The 18158-nt window shown below is 36.1% G+C and carries 11 protein-coding genes and 1 tRNA gene; 10 read left to right on the top strand and 2 right to left on the bottom strand.

The window, feature by feature from the left end; all coding sequences use genetic code 11:
* Nucleotides 1-1479, bottom strand: a 1479-nt coding sequence (locus PHX18_08700) for a type II secretion system protein (GenBank protein ID MDD3594688.1), incomplete at its 3' end; no start/stop codon positions are given.
* Between the two features lie 355 nt (nt 1480-1834).
* Here PHX18_08700 and PHX18_08695 point away from each other — a divergent pair.
* The gene (locus PHX18_08695) at nt 1835-7666 is read left to right on the top strand and encodes a hypothetical protein (GenBank protein ID MDD3594687.1); all 5832 of its coding nucleotides are present in this window, start codon (nt 1835-1837) and stop codon (nt 7664-7666) included.
* Here the strand turns inward: PHX18_08695 and PHX18_08690 are convergent.
* Entirely contained in the window at nt 7663-8595 is a 933-nt protein-coding gene (locus PHX18_08690; GenBank protein MDD3594686.1) for an exopolyphosphatase, read from the bottom strand. The genes PHX18_08695 and PHX18_08690 overlap by 4 nt on opposite strands.
* A gap of 122 nt (nt 8596-8717) precedes the next feature.
* Between PHX18_08690 and PHX18_08685 the strand changes: the two genes are divergently transcribed.
* The 9 genes from PHX18_08685 to PHX18_08645 all read left to right on the top strand — a co-directional run bounded on the left by PHX18_08685 (nt 8718) and on the right by PHX18_08645 (nt 18066).
* The gene (locus PHX18_08685) at nt 8718-11882 is read left to right on the top strand and encodes an SNF2-related protein (protein ID MDD3594685.1); all 3165 of its coding nucleotides are present in this window, start codon (nt 8718-8720) and stop codon (nt 11880-11882) included.
* A 136-nt stretch (nt 11883-12018) separates the two neighbouring features.
* Nucleotides 12019-13041: a tryptophan--tRNA ligase gene (trpS, locus tag PHX18_08680; GenBank protein MDD3594684.1), complete on the top strand. Its 1023-nt coding sequence runs from the start codon at nt 12019-12021 to the stop codon at nt 13039-13041.
* The gene (locus PHX18_08675) at nt 13031-13342 is read left to right on the top strand and encodes a hypothetical protein (protein MDD3594683.1); all 312 of its coding nucleotides are present in this window, start codon (nt 13031-13033) and stop codon (nt 13340-13342) included. The genes trpS and PHX18_08675 overlap by 11 nt, the downstream gene beginning before the upstream one ends.
* 69 nt (nt 13343-13411) lie before the next feature.
* The gene (locus PHX18_08670; GenBank protein MDD3594682.1) at nt 13412-14026 is read left to right on the top strand and encodes a hypothetical protein; all 615 of its coding nucleotides are present in this window, start codon (nt 13412-13414) and stop codon (nt 14024-14026) included.
* Between the two features lie 152 nt (nt 14027-14178).
* Nucleotides 14179-14254 (top strand) — tRNA-Val (locus PHX18_08665).
* A 233-nt stretch (nt 14255-14487) separates the two neighbouring features.
* On the top strand, nt 14488-14949 hold the full coding sequence (locus PHX18_08660; protein ID MDD3594681.1) for a hypothetical protein: 462 nt from the start codon (nt 14488-14490) through the stop codon (nt 14947-14949).
* A 138-nt stretch (nt 14950-15087) separates the two neighbouring features.
* The gene (locus PHX18_08655) at nt 15088-17550 is read left to right on the top strand and encodes a hypothetical protein (protein ID MDD3594680.1); all 2463 of its coding nucleotides are present in this window, start codon (nt 15088-15090) and stop codon (nt 17548-17550) included.
* Between the two features lie 32 nt (nt 17551-17582).
* Entirely contained in the window at nt 17583-17834 is a 252-nt protein-coding gene (locus PHX18_08650; GenBank protein ID MDD3594679.1) for a transcriptional coactivator p15/PC4 family protein, read from the top strand.
* Nucleotides 17827-18066 (top strand): hypothetical protein, encoded by a 240-nt coding sequence (locus PHX18_08645; protein ID MDD3594678.1) that lies wholly within the window; start codon nt 17827-17829, stop codon nt 18064-18066. The genes PHX18_08650 and PHX18_08645 overlap by 8 nt, the downstream gene beginning before the upstream one ends.
* Nucleotides 18067-18158: the final 92 nt, after the last annotated feature.

Raw genomic sequence — 18158 nt, 5'->3', positions numbered from 1 at the left:
TATTCCGTTACATCCGGCTTTGGAATTAACGCCTGTAGTTGGACATGCGCAAGTGTTTGTTTTAACTTTATCTTTAACTTTACCTGTAGCCGAACATATTGCGCTATAAGTAATATTTCCGACTTTAGGTACAGGACAGCTTTCAACCATATCAGGACATGTGCATACGCCGTTAACTAAATTAGGCAGATTGGCGGGACATACGCACGCTGTCTTGGCTGCATTGGGAACTTTTGGCGGAGTACATGCCTCACATGTACAAGTACTGCTGTTAAATATTCCGTTACATCCGGCTTTGGAATTAACGCCTGTAGTTGGACATGCGCAAGTGTTTGTTTTAACTTTATCTTTAACTTTACCTGTAGCCGAACATATTGCGCTATAAGTAATATTTCCGACTTTAAGTCCAGGACAGTCCTCAACCATATCAGAACATGTGCATTTTCCGTTGGCTAAATCAGGCAGATTGGCAGGACATTTACAAGCAGCACTTGCAGCATCCCATATTTTATCTCCACTGCAAGCAGCATAACAAACGTTTTCTAAAGATTCATTTGGCAGTGAATCAGGACATTTGCAAGTATTTTTTCTTAATTCAAATGACTTCCCTTCAGATTTACAAACTCCATCATATATAAGTTTGCCTATTTTGTTACTACCTTCCGGGCAAGCCTCTTCTTTACCTTCGCAAATACAAGCACCATTTATGTTTACCTTGTGATCTTTACAAACACAAATTCCACCTACGCTTTCCATATCAGAATTTTTACAAACACAAATGCCTCCGTCAGGAGTTTGGTCGGAAGGACAACATGTACCCTCAGGTTCGCCAATTGCTACAACTCCCAAAGAACATGTGTCTATTCTTGTTGATGTACCGTTAGGTTTATCCTGCGGACATTCAAGTGTAATAAATTTTTGCCCATTAGAATCATATCCCTGACAAAGTTCATATTCGCTGGCAGCCCTGTCGCGATAAATTACCATCATAAATTTGGCTTTTTCATCCCCCACAGATTTTTTATTTACATCTACATAAGCCAAAGCACAAGGAGCACCACCATCCGCTAACCTTGAACAACTATTATTTAGCTTCTGAAAAGCTACTTTTGTACCGTTAACAAGTTCCACGGCAGGTAGAATTTCGGGTTTTAGGAATTCTTCAGGAGTATTGTAATCTGAAAAATCATCCACAAATGCCTGGGCATTTTTTGTGTTAAGTTTTGGCGCAAAACCATCTCTTAAAGAATCATCGCTTTGCGTTAATGCCGTTAGTGCCAAACCTGTTGTATCGCCTGAAGCCAAAGCCTTAGAAACACTTACAATAAGACTCTCCGCCTGCTGCTTTTTACCTATAAGAATTTTTTCATCTTTATCGGAAAAATTTGTAATAGACAACATCACAACAACCAAAATACCGATTAATACCATTGAAATAAGTACTTCGGACAAAGTAAAAGCGGGCTTCCTGCTATGCATATATTCTCCTTTAATTAATTAAATTTAGACAAATCACCAAACACAATTAACTGGTAATGACACCACTGTATTAATATATGTACATATTTTAACATTTTTAAACATTTATGAAAAACTCTGTTTACAATACTTTACTAAAATTTTAAAATTTTTCAATGTAGTAGCAAAAAGATATAAAAGAATACAATTGTGCAAAAATTTGCTTTTTGGGGGTAGTAACTTAGGACCAATATTAAATTTTGTAAATAATTGCGTGTTAAACTAACACTTAAACGATATTTCACGATTTAAAGCATTAGGTGTTTAAGCATGACTTATGTTGGAAACATGAGACAGATTAGTTTATGGGTAGTTTATGGAAGTTAAATTAAATGTATTGAAACGTATCTCATTAGCGTTCGGCGGAGCAAGGGAAGATCATAACAGCGTAAAACAGTTAAAAAACAATAACGATTATGCTTTGACTTACAATAACCAAAGGCGTATATCAACCGCTATAAATAATCTTTCAAATGATTCTTCTCCCGAGAATGTTCAATTTTTGATGGATGTAGCTGCTAACTTGCGCTATGCTGCAAGGGTTGATTTGGCTAAAAAGCCCAATAACGATTGGAAACAACAACTGCAAGAGGCTGCAAGACAAGCTCTTGATAATATGGATAACCCTATGAAAGCTGACTTGGAGAAGAGGTTTGAGGGTGTATTTTTAAGGAAAAAGGCGCCTGTAAAGGTAGAGCTTGAACTTTTAGGGTTGAAAAAACAAATTTTGGAAGCGACAAGCATTAAACATGCACTAAAACGACCTGCCGATAAAAACATAGCGAATATCCCCCAAAATCTGGATTATTTTATTATTTCATCCGAGATTTCTTTGGAAGAGAAGAAAAAAGTTCTGGAAAAATTAAACTTTTTCCTTGGTAAAGATTATAAAATAACCCCCCAATTAAAAAATAAAAAAGTACAAGTACTGTCGGAAATATTAAATGACATTGTTATCCGTACACCGGAAAGCTCTATTCCTAATATTAAACAGGTTGACCAAAGAGAACACGGTATGTGCGCGGCGATTTCAATCTGCAGAAAGGCGCTTGCCTATGAAGATAAATCCAAATATGTTGATATTATTTTAAATGAGCTTGATAATACTCCACATTTAATGGTTTATAACATTTCAGACCTGAAATCAGGACAAAAAATCCCTATAGCAAAGACCCATATAGATTTTGATTATGCGCAGCAAAAAGATTACAGAATTATAGATGCCTCCGCCCTCCAATGGATGAATGCCGCAGGTACTGTAGGACGCGGAAGAAGAATAGCACACAAATTTGTAGCTTTTGACAAAGACAATTTTGACTTGTTCCATGACAGTTTTTTCTTAAAAGATTTTGAGGATTTAAACCTGGCTCAGGAGCATTACTATCTCAGAACTTTAGTTAAGGCAAAATCAGCTATTACAGATGCCAAAATTACTGCTATAAAAAACGGCATGGAATCAAGAAATTCAACCAATTCAGGGAATGCTTCGCAGCAAGATATTCAAATCCTATCAAATCTTATAGATGAAACCTTATCATCTTTTATACCCGGCAAGTCTTTCAATGAGCTTAGATTTGTTTCAAAAGGACTTATCGGACTTTTGAAAAAAGATGCCAAAACTATTATGTTGGAAGAGGCAAGAGGTGATAAAATTAATTCCAGGTATAAATATATAGACAATGAAGAAGAATCTGTGAAAATCGCAAAAATGTCCGCATTTTTGGAGGATACTTGCGGTATTGCAGTGACCCCGAAATTAAAAGAAAGGATTTTCCGATTGATTTCTTCTTATCAGGAAGCTGTTAAATTAATACCGCACGGTTCTCACAAAACTTCGAATACAAGACAATATCGTGAATTGTTTGAAGCCGAAGTTGCTTATAAAGCTTTTTTTGCGGAAAAATTATCAGATATGGGTATTACGGACCGCTACATTTTAGAAGGCAATTACCCTGATGATGAAAGCAGGCTTACAGCACATTTGGAAAATCTTGTCAAAGAACTTAACGGTGAAAAAGGCGATGATTTAGCCAAAATACTTGCTGACAAATGGAAAATGAAAGCATCTAAGGAAGGAATAATTAACGAGGTTTCAGGCGCAGCTTCAGATATACAGTTGATTATGGAAAACTCTCTTGACGAAATTTATTCAAGAATGCTGCTTCAGAATAAACGCTATGCGCTGGGCAGGATAGCCGATGCTTTAATGGATAATGTTAAACAGGATAAAATTATCAACTTCCGGTCCTTTGCTCTAAAGCTTGGAGTTAAATCATCCAAAGAAGCGGTATTGCAAAAACTTTCAGATATAAAATCAGAACTTGAAGGACAGGTTAGCGAAACAAGATACAGAGAAATAATGAAAAATTTGGGTTATGCAAGCCAAATTAAGCTTCTTGTTAATATGTTCAATTCAATGGGAAATCAGCTAATGCAGCTTCCGCCCGATTCCGAGGAAGCCAAATACCTGGCAATTGTAAACGGAGTTGGGCTTGATGATGCGAATGCTTTAGCAAAAGCTGTAAATGTTTTAGCTGCCGATATAAATGATTTAAGCGAACGTATTAATAATATAGAAGAAGATTCTTCTGTTATTGACCCTTCACGGGATTTGTTTCTGACATCTCAGGCAGAACTTCTTTTACTTAGAAAATTTGAAAACAAAGGCGAGATTTTATCAGATAAACAGCTTATCCGGCTGCATGATAAATTCCTTGCAATTTCAGCTTTTAGAGAAAAGGCGGAAAAAGCATGGGCAGAAAATAAAGTTAAGCTGAAGATGCCTGAAGAATTGAGATTTACACCGTATGAACAATCGTTATTTAAGCAGATTAATTCTAATTTGAATAAAATGTATCATGTTGTTTTGAGGGAGTATCAGCGTCAAAATAAATTTCTGGAAAAACCGCTTTCAGAGCTGGTTACAAAGGTTGGTAAAGAAACGGGGCATTTCTGGGTTGGTGAAGAAGGACAGTCCGGGCTGTATACACCGCAGGAAATAAGAATTTTTGAGCAGATGACCGGCCGGGAATATTATGCGGAAAAAGATCTTAAAAAACTTTCAGAGAGCATTAAAAAAGGACCTCATTCAGGCGTAAGCTCTACTTCTGTTTATCATAATGAACGGGCAGGTCATGCCCAATATATAGCTGATGTGGCGCCTATTACCGTCGTTGATAAAAAAACAGGCATAACAGAAGTTAAAGATGCAATTATGCATGATAATACCTGGGGAAAACTGGAGCATTTGAATACATGGGTTGATTCCGAAGGTTTAATGAGAACTGACTACGGCTCGGGTCGCGGAGGTAAGTCAGGTTATATTACTGATGCGCAGTCTAAAAATGGTGTGTTTGTTGAGGACTTTTTAGAAAATCCGGGACAAACGAAAGAAAAAAATATTGAAAACAGAGTATATAAGAAACTCAAGCCGCCTTCAGAAGAATTTAAATTCAAGTTATTTTCAGATGGTATTATAGCAGGGCGGGACAATTCCGTACGTGATTTTACGTCAGAGCTTGTACAGACAATCTTCGTAGATTATTTTGTGCATAATAATGAGTTGAGAGAACTTAATAATTTAGCAAGAAAAATGACGCCTGAGCAGCTTGAAGCCGCATTTTTACAAAATGACCAAATTGAACGTACGTATAAGATGAAAAAAGAAAGATTAATGAAGATAGTTGAAAACAAGGATTTTCTTCATCCTATGCGCAGCGTAGAAGATTATAATAAACTTAACGATTTTGAATTAAAGTTGACTTTGAGAAAAATGGCTGTTGCAGATTCATATTATTCTCCTGTTATCGCAGATAAAGTGAATCGTGCGACTACGTTTGAACAGCTGGAAGAACTCAAAAGAAAAATCCCTAATATTGCTAAAGAAGATTTTAAATATGTATTTGGCAAAACAAAAGAATATGTGTCTTATGTTAAACTTGAAACATCAGATGCTGTCAAATATCAATTAAAGACAATAGGCAAAAAATACAATATTAAATTCTCTGATTATAATCCTGAAAAATCGTATGATGCCTCACAAGGCAGTATGTCTAAGTTTATAGAACTTACTGTTAGGCGCTTAACAAATTCTGTTTCAAAGCAAATTGCTTCAAGGGATGATGCACAGCAAATTAAACATGAAATAAAAACACGCTTAACTAATGTTTTAGCAAATCATATATTATTTCAACCTGAAGATTTGGATAAAGACGAGCTGGGAGCGCTGGGCTTTAATAAAATCAAACGATGGATAGATAAGACTTACAACCCTCGTACAAATGAAGAATTTGTTTCTGTCTACAGAAACTTACAGAATATGACAAATGCTGAATTTGAAGAAATTTTAGCAGGCATATCCAATGAAGATTTGGGTATTAAACACAGGACAGAATTTTCTTATATCCATGATATTCAAAATGCCGATGATGATAAGGAAGAACTCCTCTTAAACAGGATATACTCGGATGTGGTTTATTCCGGAATAAAAAAAGCGGAAAAACTGCCTGAATATTCTTACCAAAAATTTGCCAAAAAACATACTTTCAACATGTATAAAGGGAAGCGTAATTTTGTTGAAATGTACAGAGATATGGATAAGTTATTCCAAAATTTGGGTATTGAAAAGTTCGTAAAACAATACCGGGGCAGTAATTTTCAAAAATATGGCGCCCGTCCCGCATTCCCTAAAACGGAATTACTCTCTAAAGAACGCATTAACGATGTTTTTGATGATAATATCAGCATTATTGGTAATGATATAGCTCAATTAAAAGAGATGAGACAGCAGTATAATCACTATAAACTTCTGGACGAATTAAATATTACAATCAGGAACAATGATTATGATCTTTTTATCAATACTGTAAAACAATTTAAGACGCGTATATCCCGGGATGAAGGTTTAGATGATGTTAAGAAGGCTGTTGATTATATCCTTTCAAACAAAGAGTTATCGGGCAGTGTTGACTTTTTTGCTCCACAGTATAGATTAATAAGTCAAAAAATTAACGAATACAGAAGCATAACATCAGATACCGACCTTGAAGGTGTAATGAATAATGCCCTTGAACATAAAGCCAAAATGACGGCCTCTTTAGTGGAATTGTTCATTCACCCCAAATATAGAAATAAAATTTATGAAACATTTAAACAGTACACCTCTGCTCTGATTCAGGAAAAACCTGAAGCACAGAAGCTGTATGAAACTTTGAAAAATCAGTTTTATGAATATAACATTATGCACGAGCCTAAAGAGCTTCTTAAAGAATACTTCAGAATAACCAATTCTGAAAAATATAAAAAGCGGGAAGTGTTTGTAAAACAATATACAGACCATGTTCAACATGCGATTTCTGCAGCGCTTAGAAGTGAGCTTGAGTTCCTTTTAATACATGCTGCGTCAGAGGGGTTTGTGCATAAAATAAAAGATGAACTTATGACTCATAGTATTCCGGAAGGTATCCCTAATGCCGGTTTAAAATTATCCAGTGATGATGCTATAAGAATGATGATAGAATCTATTAGTTATCAGACAGAAGATAATTCAACTTTAATGTTATTTTTAAACCAAACAGGCTTGAGTGAGAGGGCTTTGAATATTGGAATTAAAGATATAGATCTTATCGGTTATAAAAAACAGATTAATGAATTTTATAACCATATATCAGATATTTTACAATCATTTAAAATTTTAAAGGCGGAACTTAAATCTATGGAACGGGCTATCCTTAATCCTGATAATGACATAGAGCAAATTTTTCGGGATTTATATTCTAATATAGACAGAAGCTTAAAAGCTAAAAAGTCAGACACTGCCGAATATATTAAAATGCAAAAAGATTCTATGGATGCCATAAAGAGTGATGCTAAAATGACGGCAAACCGTGCTGTCTTATTCAGAGAGATTAACAATAGGCTTGCATATGATACCGCTGCTTATAAAAGATATAAGGCAGAGGCAGTCGATGAAGAAATAAGAGCCATGAATAACTTTATTGAGTATATAGGGAATTTTGAGTTCCCCAATAATTCGGAACCCGCAAAAAAGCGTGATGCATTTATTAAAAAAGCAAACCAATTAATGGAATATCAGAATAACTTGATGCAAAAACTGGTATTGCTCGGGGAAGCATTTGAAAATATTTAGCCGTCATAAGTGATTTTGTTGATTAGTTTTTTCAACACATTGTCAGCATATTCATTACTTATTTGGCAGGTGCCTGCATTTTCGTGTCCGCCGCCGTTTTGGCTGAGCATCAATTTGCCTATATTTGTTTTTGAAGTACGGTTTACGATTGATTTACCGACCGCAAAGACGGTATTTTGCTTCTTTAACCCCCACAGACAGTGAATAGAGATATTGCATTCAGGGTAAAGCGCATAAATCATAAAACGGTTGCCTGCGTATATAGTTTCTTCATTCCTTAGGTCTAAAACAACAAGATTGTTGTATACTTTTGAGCATTTTTTTAACTGCTCTTTGAATTTTTCCGCCTGCTCGAAGTATAATTCCGTCCTCTCCACAACATCAGGGATTTGCATAATTTCATCAATAGTGTGGTTCTTGCAATAGTCAATCAGGTCCATCATAAGCGTGTAGTTAGAAATCCTGAAATTCCTGAATCGCCCTAATCCGGTGCGGGGGTCCATTAAATAATTCAAAAGCGTCCAACCCGTCGGATTTAGGATTTCATCCTGCGAAAACTGCGCTGAATCAGCCTTGTCGACAGCTTCCATCATCTCATTCCAGGCGGCAGGAAATCTATTTTCGCCGCCGTAGTAATTATATACAACCCTTGCGGCTGACGGCGCTTTTGCATCTATAATATAATTTTGGGGATTTTCATCTTCAAGCCTCATCAGTTCACTGAAATGATGGTCAAAAACCAGATAAGCTTCTTTATTATAAGGCAGGTTAGTTGTTATGTCTTTGGGCGTGATTTCTATTAAGCCGTCTTGCATGTCTTTGGGGTGTACGAATTTGATTTCCTCAATCATGTTAAGCCCTTTTAATAATACGGCGCATACTAATCCGTCAAAATCGCTTCTTGTAACTAATCTGTACTTTTCGCCCATGAGTTTCCCCTGTTAACTTACCTTTTACGATTATAGCTTATCAGGCTGTTTCAACACAAGCAAAAAGATAGTTTGTATAAAATCAGAATTTTATAGTAAAATGTTTTCAGAAATGAGAATTTATGTTCAGCATCAAGTATATTAAAGAAAATGCCCAACCGGGAAGCTGGAGAAGAGGTTACGATTACCATAAGAAGAAACAGGTAATCGAAGCCAAGCTGTCAAGAAATGTCATTACAGGCAAGGTTAAGGGTAATTTTCAGGATTTTTATACTACAAAACTTACGATAGACAAGGATTTTAACATAAAAGCCCAATGCGATTGCCCTTTGGAAGAAGAATGGTGTAAACATGCCGTAAGTGTGGGGCTTTACGCTATAGAGAATAAAATTTTTGAAGAATATTACAATAAAAAGACAAAAACAAAATCCAACTCAAAGTCAAAATCCAAACAAGAAGAGGTATTGGATGGAACAGCTGATTTTAAAGGCAATTATACTTTTATACTAAATCATCAGCGTATTCAAAAATTTGCAAGCGTACAGATTGTAGACAGAAGTTCCGGTGAGGTTGTTTCAAACCTTGAAGCGCTTTTAACTCAGGCCGTTGAGCTGCAAAAAAATAATCCGGATTTTTTGTTTACGCAAGAGCAGAAAAACGAATTTCTTGTGATGCAGGAACTTTATAAAAATGCCAAATTTGATAAAGGTTCGGGATATTTTGATTTTCCGTTTAATTTGCTTGAAAAATTTTTGGGGTTCTTATCTCAAGTTGAAGAATTTATCGATTTTAAAACAGGTGAACGCCTGATTTTTGACCCTAATGAATGGAGCTTGGTGTTGTCAGTGAATGTGTCTGTTGTGGGGAATGTACTGCTGTCATTGCACTGGCACAGACCTGAGCCTGAGGATATTTATCCGTTTGAAGAAGTACGTTATTTCTCACGCAATCTCAGTTATTACAAATACAAAAATATCCTGTTTAAAGCCGATACGCCTTTGAGTGTTGTGCCTCATTTTCTTACAAAAAGCACGTTTACCGACATAAGAGATGCGGAGGGCGGCAAATTTTTGTACGAAGAACTGCCTAAAATCAGGAAAAACATGAAGGTTGAAATGTCTGAAATCCTCCAAAAACTTACCTTGGAGCGTAAACCGCCTAAGAATGTTTTGATTTTAAGCTTGGAAAAAGACAGCGGGATGAAAGCAGAGCTTGAATTTGAATATGACGGTATCAGAGTTCCTTACGGACGTTTGGCAGGCAAATCGCCTTTTGTTACGGTGAAAAAGCCTGAGGATGGCTTGATTTACTGGATTAAAAGAAATATAAAACATGAAACAAAAGCCTACGAAATCCTTATTAATTCCAAATTCTCCCCGATGCAGACGAATAATCTTTATTTAGACCCTGATACGGCTATAGATTTTTATAACTTCTTCATAGACAAAGCCGGTGAGGATTGGATTATTGAGGAAAAAGGTGACTTATCTTCGCTCAAAGTTGTAAAAGACGGTATGCAGGTTTGTGCCAAGATTGACTTTGATGAATCTGTAGATAGCTTTCAGGTGGAAATTTATTGCATTTGCGGCAAGAAAAAAATTGATTTTGAACAGGTGGAAAAGGCTATGTTCCAAGGTATTAAGTACTTTGAGTTTGAAGGAGTAGGCTTTATCGAAGTACCGCACGCAAAGCTTATGATTTTATCTAAAATGCTGAACAGCTATGATGCTCAAAAACTCGAGGAGTACCAATTTTCGGTTAAAACCTTCAGAGCCGGATTGATTGCGGAGCTTAAAGAGCTCGGTATAGTGCTTAAAATGAGTAAGAAGTTTGAACATTTCTGGACCCAAATCAGCACGTTTAATATCGCAGAAAGCGTGGAATTCCCCGCTAAAGTCAAGGCCGTTTTAAGAGAATATCAGGAACGAGGACTAAGCTGGCTTTGGTTTTTGTATCAATACGGTTTAAACGGAATTTTAGCGGATGATATGGGACTTGGTAAAACCTTGCAAATGCTTTGCCTCATCCAAAAAGCAAAAGACAAAGAAGGCGCTAAGCCTACTCTTGTTATTGCGCCTACATCGGTTGTTTTTAACTGGGAAAATGAGATTGCAAAATTTACCCCCGATTTGTCGGTTTTGACTTTGACAGGGGTTGACAGGCATGATTATTTCAAAAAAATTACGGGGTACGATATTATCCTTACAAGCTATGCCCTTGTAAGACGCGATATTGAGCTTTATAAAAAATTTGATTTCAGGCTTATTGTGCTTGACGAGTCGCAAAATATTAAAAATCACGAAGCTATCACTGCACAAGCGGTTAAAAGGATATCATCAGACCATAGGTTCGCTATGTCAGGTACTCCTATTGAAAATAAATTAAGCGAATTATGGTCAGTGTTTGACTTTTTAATGCCTGATTTTCTGTATGATTTGAGCGAGTTCAAATACAGGTTTATAACGCCGATTTCTGAAAAAGGCGACAAAACCGTAGAAAATCGTTTGAAAAAGCAGGTTTATCCTTTCATATTACGCCGTATGAAGCGTGATGTAGCAAAAGACCTGCCTGAAAAAATAGAAAACATAGCATACTGTGAAATGACGCCGGAGCAGGAAGACCTGTATCAACAGGTTCTTGAGGATACAAGAGCTACCTTGCTTAGAGAAATTCAGGAAAAAGGCTTTAAAAATTCCAAGATGTCTATATTTACGGCGCTTACAAGGCTTAGACAAATTTGCTGCCATCCTAAGCTTGTTAAGCAGGAAAGTATCGGCTCAGGTAAGTTTGAACTATTGATGGATATGATAGAAGAAATTACGAGCGAAGGACATAGAATTCTTTTATTCAGCCAGTTTGTACAAATGCTTGATGTTATTAAAGATAAGTTTGAAAGAACAGGTATTAAGTACGAATACCTTACGGGAGAAACCAAAGACAGGAAAACTGTCGTTGATAACTTCAACAATAATGAGGAGATAAAGGTCTTCTTATTGAGCCTAAAAGCAGGCGGCACGGGCTTAAACCTTACCGGTGCGGACTATGTCATTCACTATGACCCTTGGTGGAATCCTGCCGTCGAAGATCAGGCTACAGACAGAGCTTACCGTATCGGTCAGACCAAAAATGTTATGGTATACAGGCTCATAACCAAAAATTCTGTTGAAGAAAAAATCCAGCAGCTTAAAGGTAAAAAACGCGACCTTGTAGATGCTATTATTTCTGTCGACAGAGATATAAACAAAACAATTTCTTACGACGATATCAAGGATATTTTGTCGGTGTAGGTTTTGGTGGTATACTAAGTAGCGAAAGGCACATACACATCATTGCGAGGTGCTTTGAGGAACTGCCGCGGTAATCCGTAAATGAATTGCTTTAGTCGTTTCGCTCCTTGGCAAAGACATTGAAGAGGGAATTAATATGAGCAAAGAACGTATAATGTCAGGCATGCGGCCTACAGGTAAGCTTCATTTAGGGCATTATTTGGGGGTTTTAAAAAATTGGGTGGCTCTGCAAAATGAGTATGACTGTTTTTACGCTATAGCAGACTGGCATGCGCTTACGACTAAATTTGATGATACGCAAAGCCTTAAAGATAATGTAAGAAATGTTGTTATGGATTGGATAGCAAGCGGCATTGATCCTGAAATATCGACAGTTTATTTGCAGTCTTTAGTTCCTGAAACCGCCGAATTACATATATATTTAAGCATGATTACCCCTCAGAACTGGGTGGAGCGCGACCCTACTTTAAAAGATATGATTAAAATAGTACGGGGAACAGAAGGAACGGACGAAAAACCTTCAAATTTTTGCAGCTACGGCTTGATGGGTTATCCTGTTTTGATGAGCGCTGATATTTTAACTTTTAATGCTCATTGTGTTCCTGTAGGGATTGACCAGGTTGCACACATAGAAATTACAAGGGATATAGTAAGAAGATTTAATCATATTTATAAGTCTGATTACCTCAATGAACCCGGAGTTAAACTTACTCAAGTTCCGCTTTTAAAAGGTATTGACGGGCAAAAAATGGGCAAATCTTTCCAAAACGATATTAAAATTTCTGACAGCCCCGAATTAACCGCTAAAAAAATTATGCAGGGTATTACCGACCGCTCAAGAATACGAAAAGACGACCCCGGACATCCTGAAGAGTGTGAAGTTATTTACGACTATTATAAGATTTTTGCTGATGAAAATCTTTTAAAACAGGTAGATGATGAGTGCAGAAACGCTAAACGAGGTTGTGCTGACTGCAAAAGACAGCTTGCCTCTCTAATTAACGAGCATTTTGCGCCTATCAGGGCTAAAAGGCTTGAACTCGAACAAAATCCGAAAATCATTGACGAAATCATTATTGAAGGCAGCAAAAAAGCCCGTGTAAGTGCCTCTGAGGTTTTAAATAACGTAAAAAATATAGTAAAAATGTATGTTGGTTAGGTTACTTTTTATATCTTTATTAACTTTTTTTCAATTTGCCTGCTGTGCGCAGAATTTCCCGTTGGGATTAACTCAGGAGCAGCGTTTTAAGGCAGAGCAAATCCGCCAGTCCGAATATGAAGCATTGCAGCCTATAGTTAAAGAACTCAATGAGATAAGAGAAATTGATAAGGCAAGAGAAAATCAGCTGATTTTGGAAGCGCAGAAAATACATGAAGAATATACAAGCCGATTTGAAAAACTCCTGACTCCCGGACAAAGAGATATTTTCAGAAAAGATAAGGATGGCTGTTGCCATTAAGCAAAAAGCATTTTTTTTTGAAAAAATGTTTTATTAAATACAGGTAGTTAACAATAAAGTTGGTTTGTTGTGTCAATATTAAACTTAACAAGAAAAGTTTTACCGTTAGTTGTATCTGACAAAAGTATTAACCAGGCAAACGTACGCAAAATACCGGAAATGATTTTGCATGGATTGGCAAAAAATAGCAGTAAAAATATTGTCCCTGTCAGTATGAACCGGTGTGCTGCGGCTAGAGTTACACCAAACGGAGTTCACACAATATTTACCGATGGTTTAAATGGTTGTAACGCGGTTGGTTTAGTTGCAAAAGGTAAAGACGGGTTACCTATTGCGATACTTTCTCATTATACCCCTTTGCAAAAATCAAGGGAGCTGCAGCTTGCCGCTTGGGCTAAACAGCTTGAAACATACCGTCCTTATATTGATACCAGGGTTAAACCGAACATTTTTTACAATATTCCTGCCGAAACAGCGCAAAATAATTCAAGCGTGAACCAAATGAATGAATTGTTTAATAAATGGTTTGGCAAAGGATTTGTATCTAAAACAATTCCTTACGAAAAAGGAACTTCTCCTTTTTCTTCCCGTGCTGCAATTTTTCAATTCGACCCTGCAGATTTAAACAAAGTAAAATTTACAGCTGTTGGCGAACAAGAACGCCTCTTGAATTTAAGTGTATAATTTGATAATTTTTTGCAATCTTGTCGGCGCTGCATCCAAATTTGCATTTTTTTAAAAAGCTTTTATGTATGGGCTTTTATCAATACCGTATTAGCAGTTTTTGTATTGACAGTAGAATTTATGCATGCTAATTTATAAATACACAAGCTTAAGGGCGTTTAGCTCAGTTGGTAGAGCGCTTCCCTTACAAGGAAGATGTCGGGAGTTCGAGCCTCTCAACGCCCACCATTTCTAACAGAGGCTGAAAAGCCTCTGTTTTAGCGTCTTTTCCTTTCGAGTTCTGCGTTTTCAGATGGACACCTTTTCTAAAACGTCCAGCTAAAATCGCTAAAATTCATATGTAGTAATTGTTTTCAGAAGTTCGAACATTTGCTTATTTTATTTTTCTAAACATTTCTGGAATAAACACTTGTCAAATAAAGCTTTTAGTGATTTCTATTCAATAATTATTAACTTATAGTATGATATTATCTATAGATAAATCATCAAATTATAAACAGAGTGCATTTTCAATAGAAATGGGAAGCAATACATGTGGAATGTGTGTTGTAAATAATGAACTAGAGTCTGAGTTTACAGATATATTAAGACTTAGAGAGATAGTTACAAAAGCTATTGAACCTTTAAGAGCTGATAAAAAAATCGGAAGCTCTCTGGAAGCTGCTGTTTGGATAAAAACTGACAATAAAGATTTACTCGAAAAATACAAATCCGAACTTGCAAATATATTTATTGTTTCACAGGTTTTTATTGCTGACGCTAAACCTCAAGATACATTAAATGAGTATAATGAAGAGAATTATAATGTATTTGTAACACAAGCCCTTGGCGAAAAATGCGAAAGATGCTGGAAATATAGAGAACTAGGCGCGGTATCCGATTATAAAACTATCTGTAAAGAATGTGTTGAAGCAATAAAATGAATTTATTAAACTTTTGTAAAAAAAATCTGCTAATAAAAAATTAGGAATTTTTTACAAAAATATATCATGGTATAATTTACTAGCAAAAAAAATTTTTATGTGTTTTAGAATTACCGCATCAGTTAATGAGGATTTTATATGAGAGTTAATTTAGGATTACAAAACCACCATGCGAAAAGCATTCAAAACACAGAAAAGCAAACACAAAAAATTGGAAAACCAAACTATGTAAACATACAAAATTTTTCTTACCAAAGAAGTAATTTTCCAAGAAATTACATGCCATATTTTGGAGCCAATTTAACAACCGAAACAGGAGGAAATTTGAACAAAGCCAGAAGTCCGCTGGAGAAAATGTTATTTGAATCTGTAGAAAGCAAAACTCCGGATTATATTAAAGCTATCAATATTATTGATATGTCAAATCCAGACGCTTACAGTATTACATTAAAAAAAGAATATCTGGAGCCATACGATGCCGTTAAAAACCCTGAAGGTATGAATTTAAAGGAATGGCTTGCAAATTACAAAAAAGAAGCCCTGGTTTCTACAGCCGGAATTAGAGGTTCACAAAATGTTTTACACCCGTCAGATCCGAGATTTCCTATTAATTTGTTCGGTATAGCTCTTGCAACAGAAGCTAAAGCTCTTGCTGCAGAAGACATATACAAAGATAAAGATTTGGTAAAAATAGCAGGAAGAGAAGTCAGATATAACTCTGACAAAATGGTTGACTTAATAGCCAGAATTCAAGCTTCGCACGGTATAAAAACATTAACCACGGAAGACAGAGAATCTATGCCTATTTGGATGGCTTCATTCCTCGCCTTCAAATTGGACTTATTAGGCGGAGAATACGTAACTTCCAGCCACGGCATAAGTGTTAAAAATGCTACAAAAGACCTGAACTCACAGGGCAGCCAGTATCTTCCGGAAGAGTCAATGAAATTTGTAGAGAAAATTGAACAAATATTTAAACATATCGAAGAAAATGGGTCTTATGACATTAAATTGTCAGCAAATAATGACAAATTAATAAATTCGGATTATTTAAAATCTATTAATAACGGAGTTGATTTATATGTTGAATACCTGAAAAAAGGTGTTGCAAATGATGTGAATTTAGGTTTAATAAAACAAACAAATACTCCTGTTGTTATTGAAAACGTCGGAGGCAGTGCGTATAAAACTTTAGATAAAGTACTGCAGCGTCTGGATATTGCAGACAAATATCATTGGCTGAATACTGAAGAAGACCCGTTCTTCCACGGTATAGGAAAAACAGATGTTTCGCCAAAAGGAAAAAAAGAGTTTTATGACTATTCTGTTGATGCAACCATAATTGCAAAAGGAGCAAACGGAAAACCTTCTTTCCCTGTAATTGAAACTATGGGATATGATGAAAAATTAAAAGAGTATCCTGTAGGAACTTCTGTACTGATAACAGACCCCGACCATGACAGATTAACAATAACTCAAATACAAACCAAATCAGACATTCCTGAGCTTGAAAAAGCAGGCATAGATTATGTAGAATTAGACGGTGACAGAATTCTTTCAGTCCCTACAGCAAACCAGTCATTCTTGTTGATTATGGATTTCTGGGCAAAACAGTTGAGAGAATCAGAACAGTGGGATAATCACCCCAGATTGATGATTAAAACAACAGCTTCTGCAAGATCATGGGATGAATGGGCTGAAAAAAATGATGTAAAAGTAATAAATGTACCTGTAGGCTTCAAAGAAATTGCAAACATAATGAAAAAAGTTGAAAAACAACTTGACGAAGCACCCGATAAAGAAGTAATCATAACTGACGTCTACGGCAAAGATGTCAATCTGGGAATACAGCCAAGATTGATTTTTGCAGGAGAAGAATCAGGCGGTATGATTATAGGAGGCGAAGACTTAATAGAATCTAAAACGGGAAGAAAAGCAATCGCTATGAGAGAAAAAAGTGCAGGAGAATCCATAATTATTGCTTCTGCCCTTGCTAGTAACCTTAAAAATGCGGATAAAACACTCTCAAGCGCACTTAATGAACTGTATGACAGTAACAATATTATTTCCAGATACGATGTAAGAGAAGATATTACTTACTATAACGAGTCAGAGCCTGATATAGATAAATTAAAAGCAGCTAAAAAAGAAGGTGAAGAAAAAAGAACAAAAAATGATATTTTCTTCCTAACAATGGCTATTGCTAAAAATCAAGGTCAAATCGAATTAGAACCGATTAAAGAAATACTCTCATCAACATTCCCCGAGCTTAAATTTGATAATCTTCAAGATGTACAGTTTGTGGGTGACGGAACTATGATGATTTTTGACAACAAGTCTATAGAAATCCGCCCCTCGGGTACTGATGCCAAAACAAAAGCATACGGAGTAGGCGAAGATAAAAATGAGCTCAAAAAATACGCTCAGACTATGGGACAATATTCCGGCGACAGAAATCAAACTTATAATAAATATATAAGTGACGATTTATATCAAAATTCAAAGAAAACATCTAATCGTTTATATCAGGAATTTACAGATAAAGGTGCAAATAACCAGCCGTTTGTGCCTCCTGTATACTATAAGACATTAGGTTTATAATCAGGGGACAATATAAAAGGAGAAAGAAATTAATGACACAAAAAGACGAGCCAAAAATTCTTGCAACTATACCAAGAAGTGCAACAGAACAGCTTCAAATTGCTATCAATTCTTATAAAGGTAAAAGCTATCTGGATCTGAGAATATATTACACAACAGATGACGGTTTGAATTGGAATCCTACAAAAAAAGGGGTTACGGTTTCTCCTGAAAATATTGAACTTCTAAAAGACGCAATAGATGAGGCAATGCAAGAACTTCTAACTCCGGCTGAAGATGAATAACACTGTCAAAGAACAACTAGATACTGAAAAAAATAAAAGTTTGGGCGTATTATATAAATATGCCCAAACTCTTGTTGATGTACCGGGGTTGGGCGCAAGAACTTTCAGCTACTTAATCCCTGATGCACTAAAAGAAAAAATCAAACCGGGAATACCTGTTTTGGTTCCCTTTGGGGCAAAAAGGCAAATAACTGCATTTATAGATTGTAGGACAGAATGGACCACTAGGTAATTGAAGATATTAGCCTCTTGTTTAAAACGTGTGGGCGTTTGAGGCACTTCCCCCTTAGTGCGAACCAATACGTAATTGATGTCCGTTTTGTC

Source organism: Candidatus Gastranaerophilales bacterium, from assembly GCA_028696075.1.
Lineage (GTDB): Bacteria > Cyanobacteriota > Vampirovibrionia > Gastranaerophilales > JAILCC01 > JAQVHS01.
Note: the sequence above shows the minus strand (reverse complement) of the source record. Positions and strands in the feature narration are given on the sequence as shown.

Coding starts and splice junctions, on each gene's coding strand:
- trpS (MDD3594684.1), top strand. CDS start 12,019: ATGAGCAAAGAACGTATAATGTCAGGCATGCGGCCTACAGGTAAGCTT.
- PHX18_08690 (MDD3594686.1), bottom strand. CDS start 8,595: ATGGGCGAAAAGTACAGATTAGTTACAAGAAGCGATTTTGACGGATTA.
- PHX18_08645 (MDD3594678.1), top strand. CDS start 17,827: ATGAATAACACTGTCAAAGAACAACTAGATACTGAAAAAAATAAAAGT.
- PHX18_08675 (MDD3594683.1), top strand. CDS start 13,031: ATGTTGGTTAGGTTACTTTTTATATCTTTATTAACTTTTTTTCAATTT.
- PHX18_08660 (MDD3594681.1), top strand. CDS start 14,488: ATGATATTATCTATAGATAAATCATCAAATTATAAACAGAGTGCATTT.
- PHX18_08685 (MDD3594685.1), top strand. CDS start 8,718: ATGTTCAGCATCAAGTATATTAAAGAAAATGCCCAACCGGGAAGCTGG.
- PHX18_08695 (MDD3594687.1), top strand. CDS start 1,835: ATGGAAGTTAAATTAAATGTATTGAAACGTATCTCATTAGCGTTCGGC.
- PHX18_08650 (MDD3594679.1), top strand. CDS start 17,583: ATGACACAAAAAGACGAGCCAAAAATTCTTGCAACTATACCAAGAAGT.
- PHX18_08655 (MDD3594680.1), top strand. CDS start 15,088: ATGAGAGTTAATTTAGGATTACAAAACCACCATGCGAAAAGCATTCAA.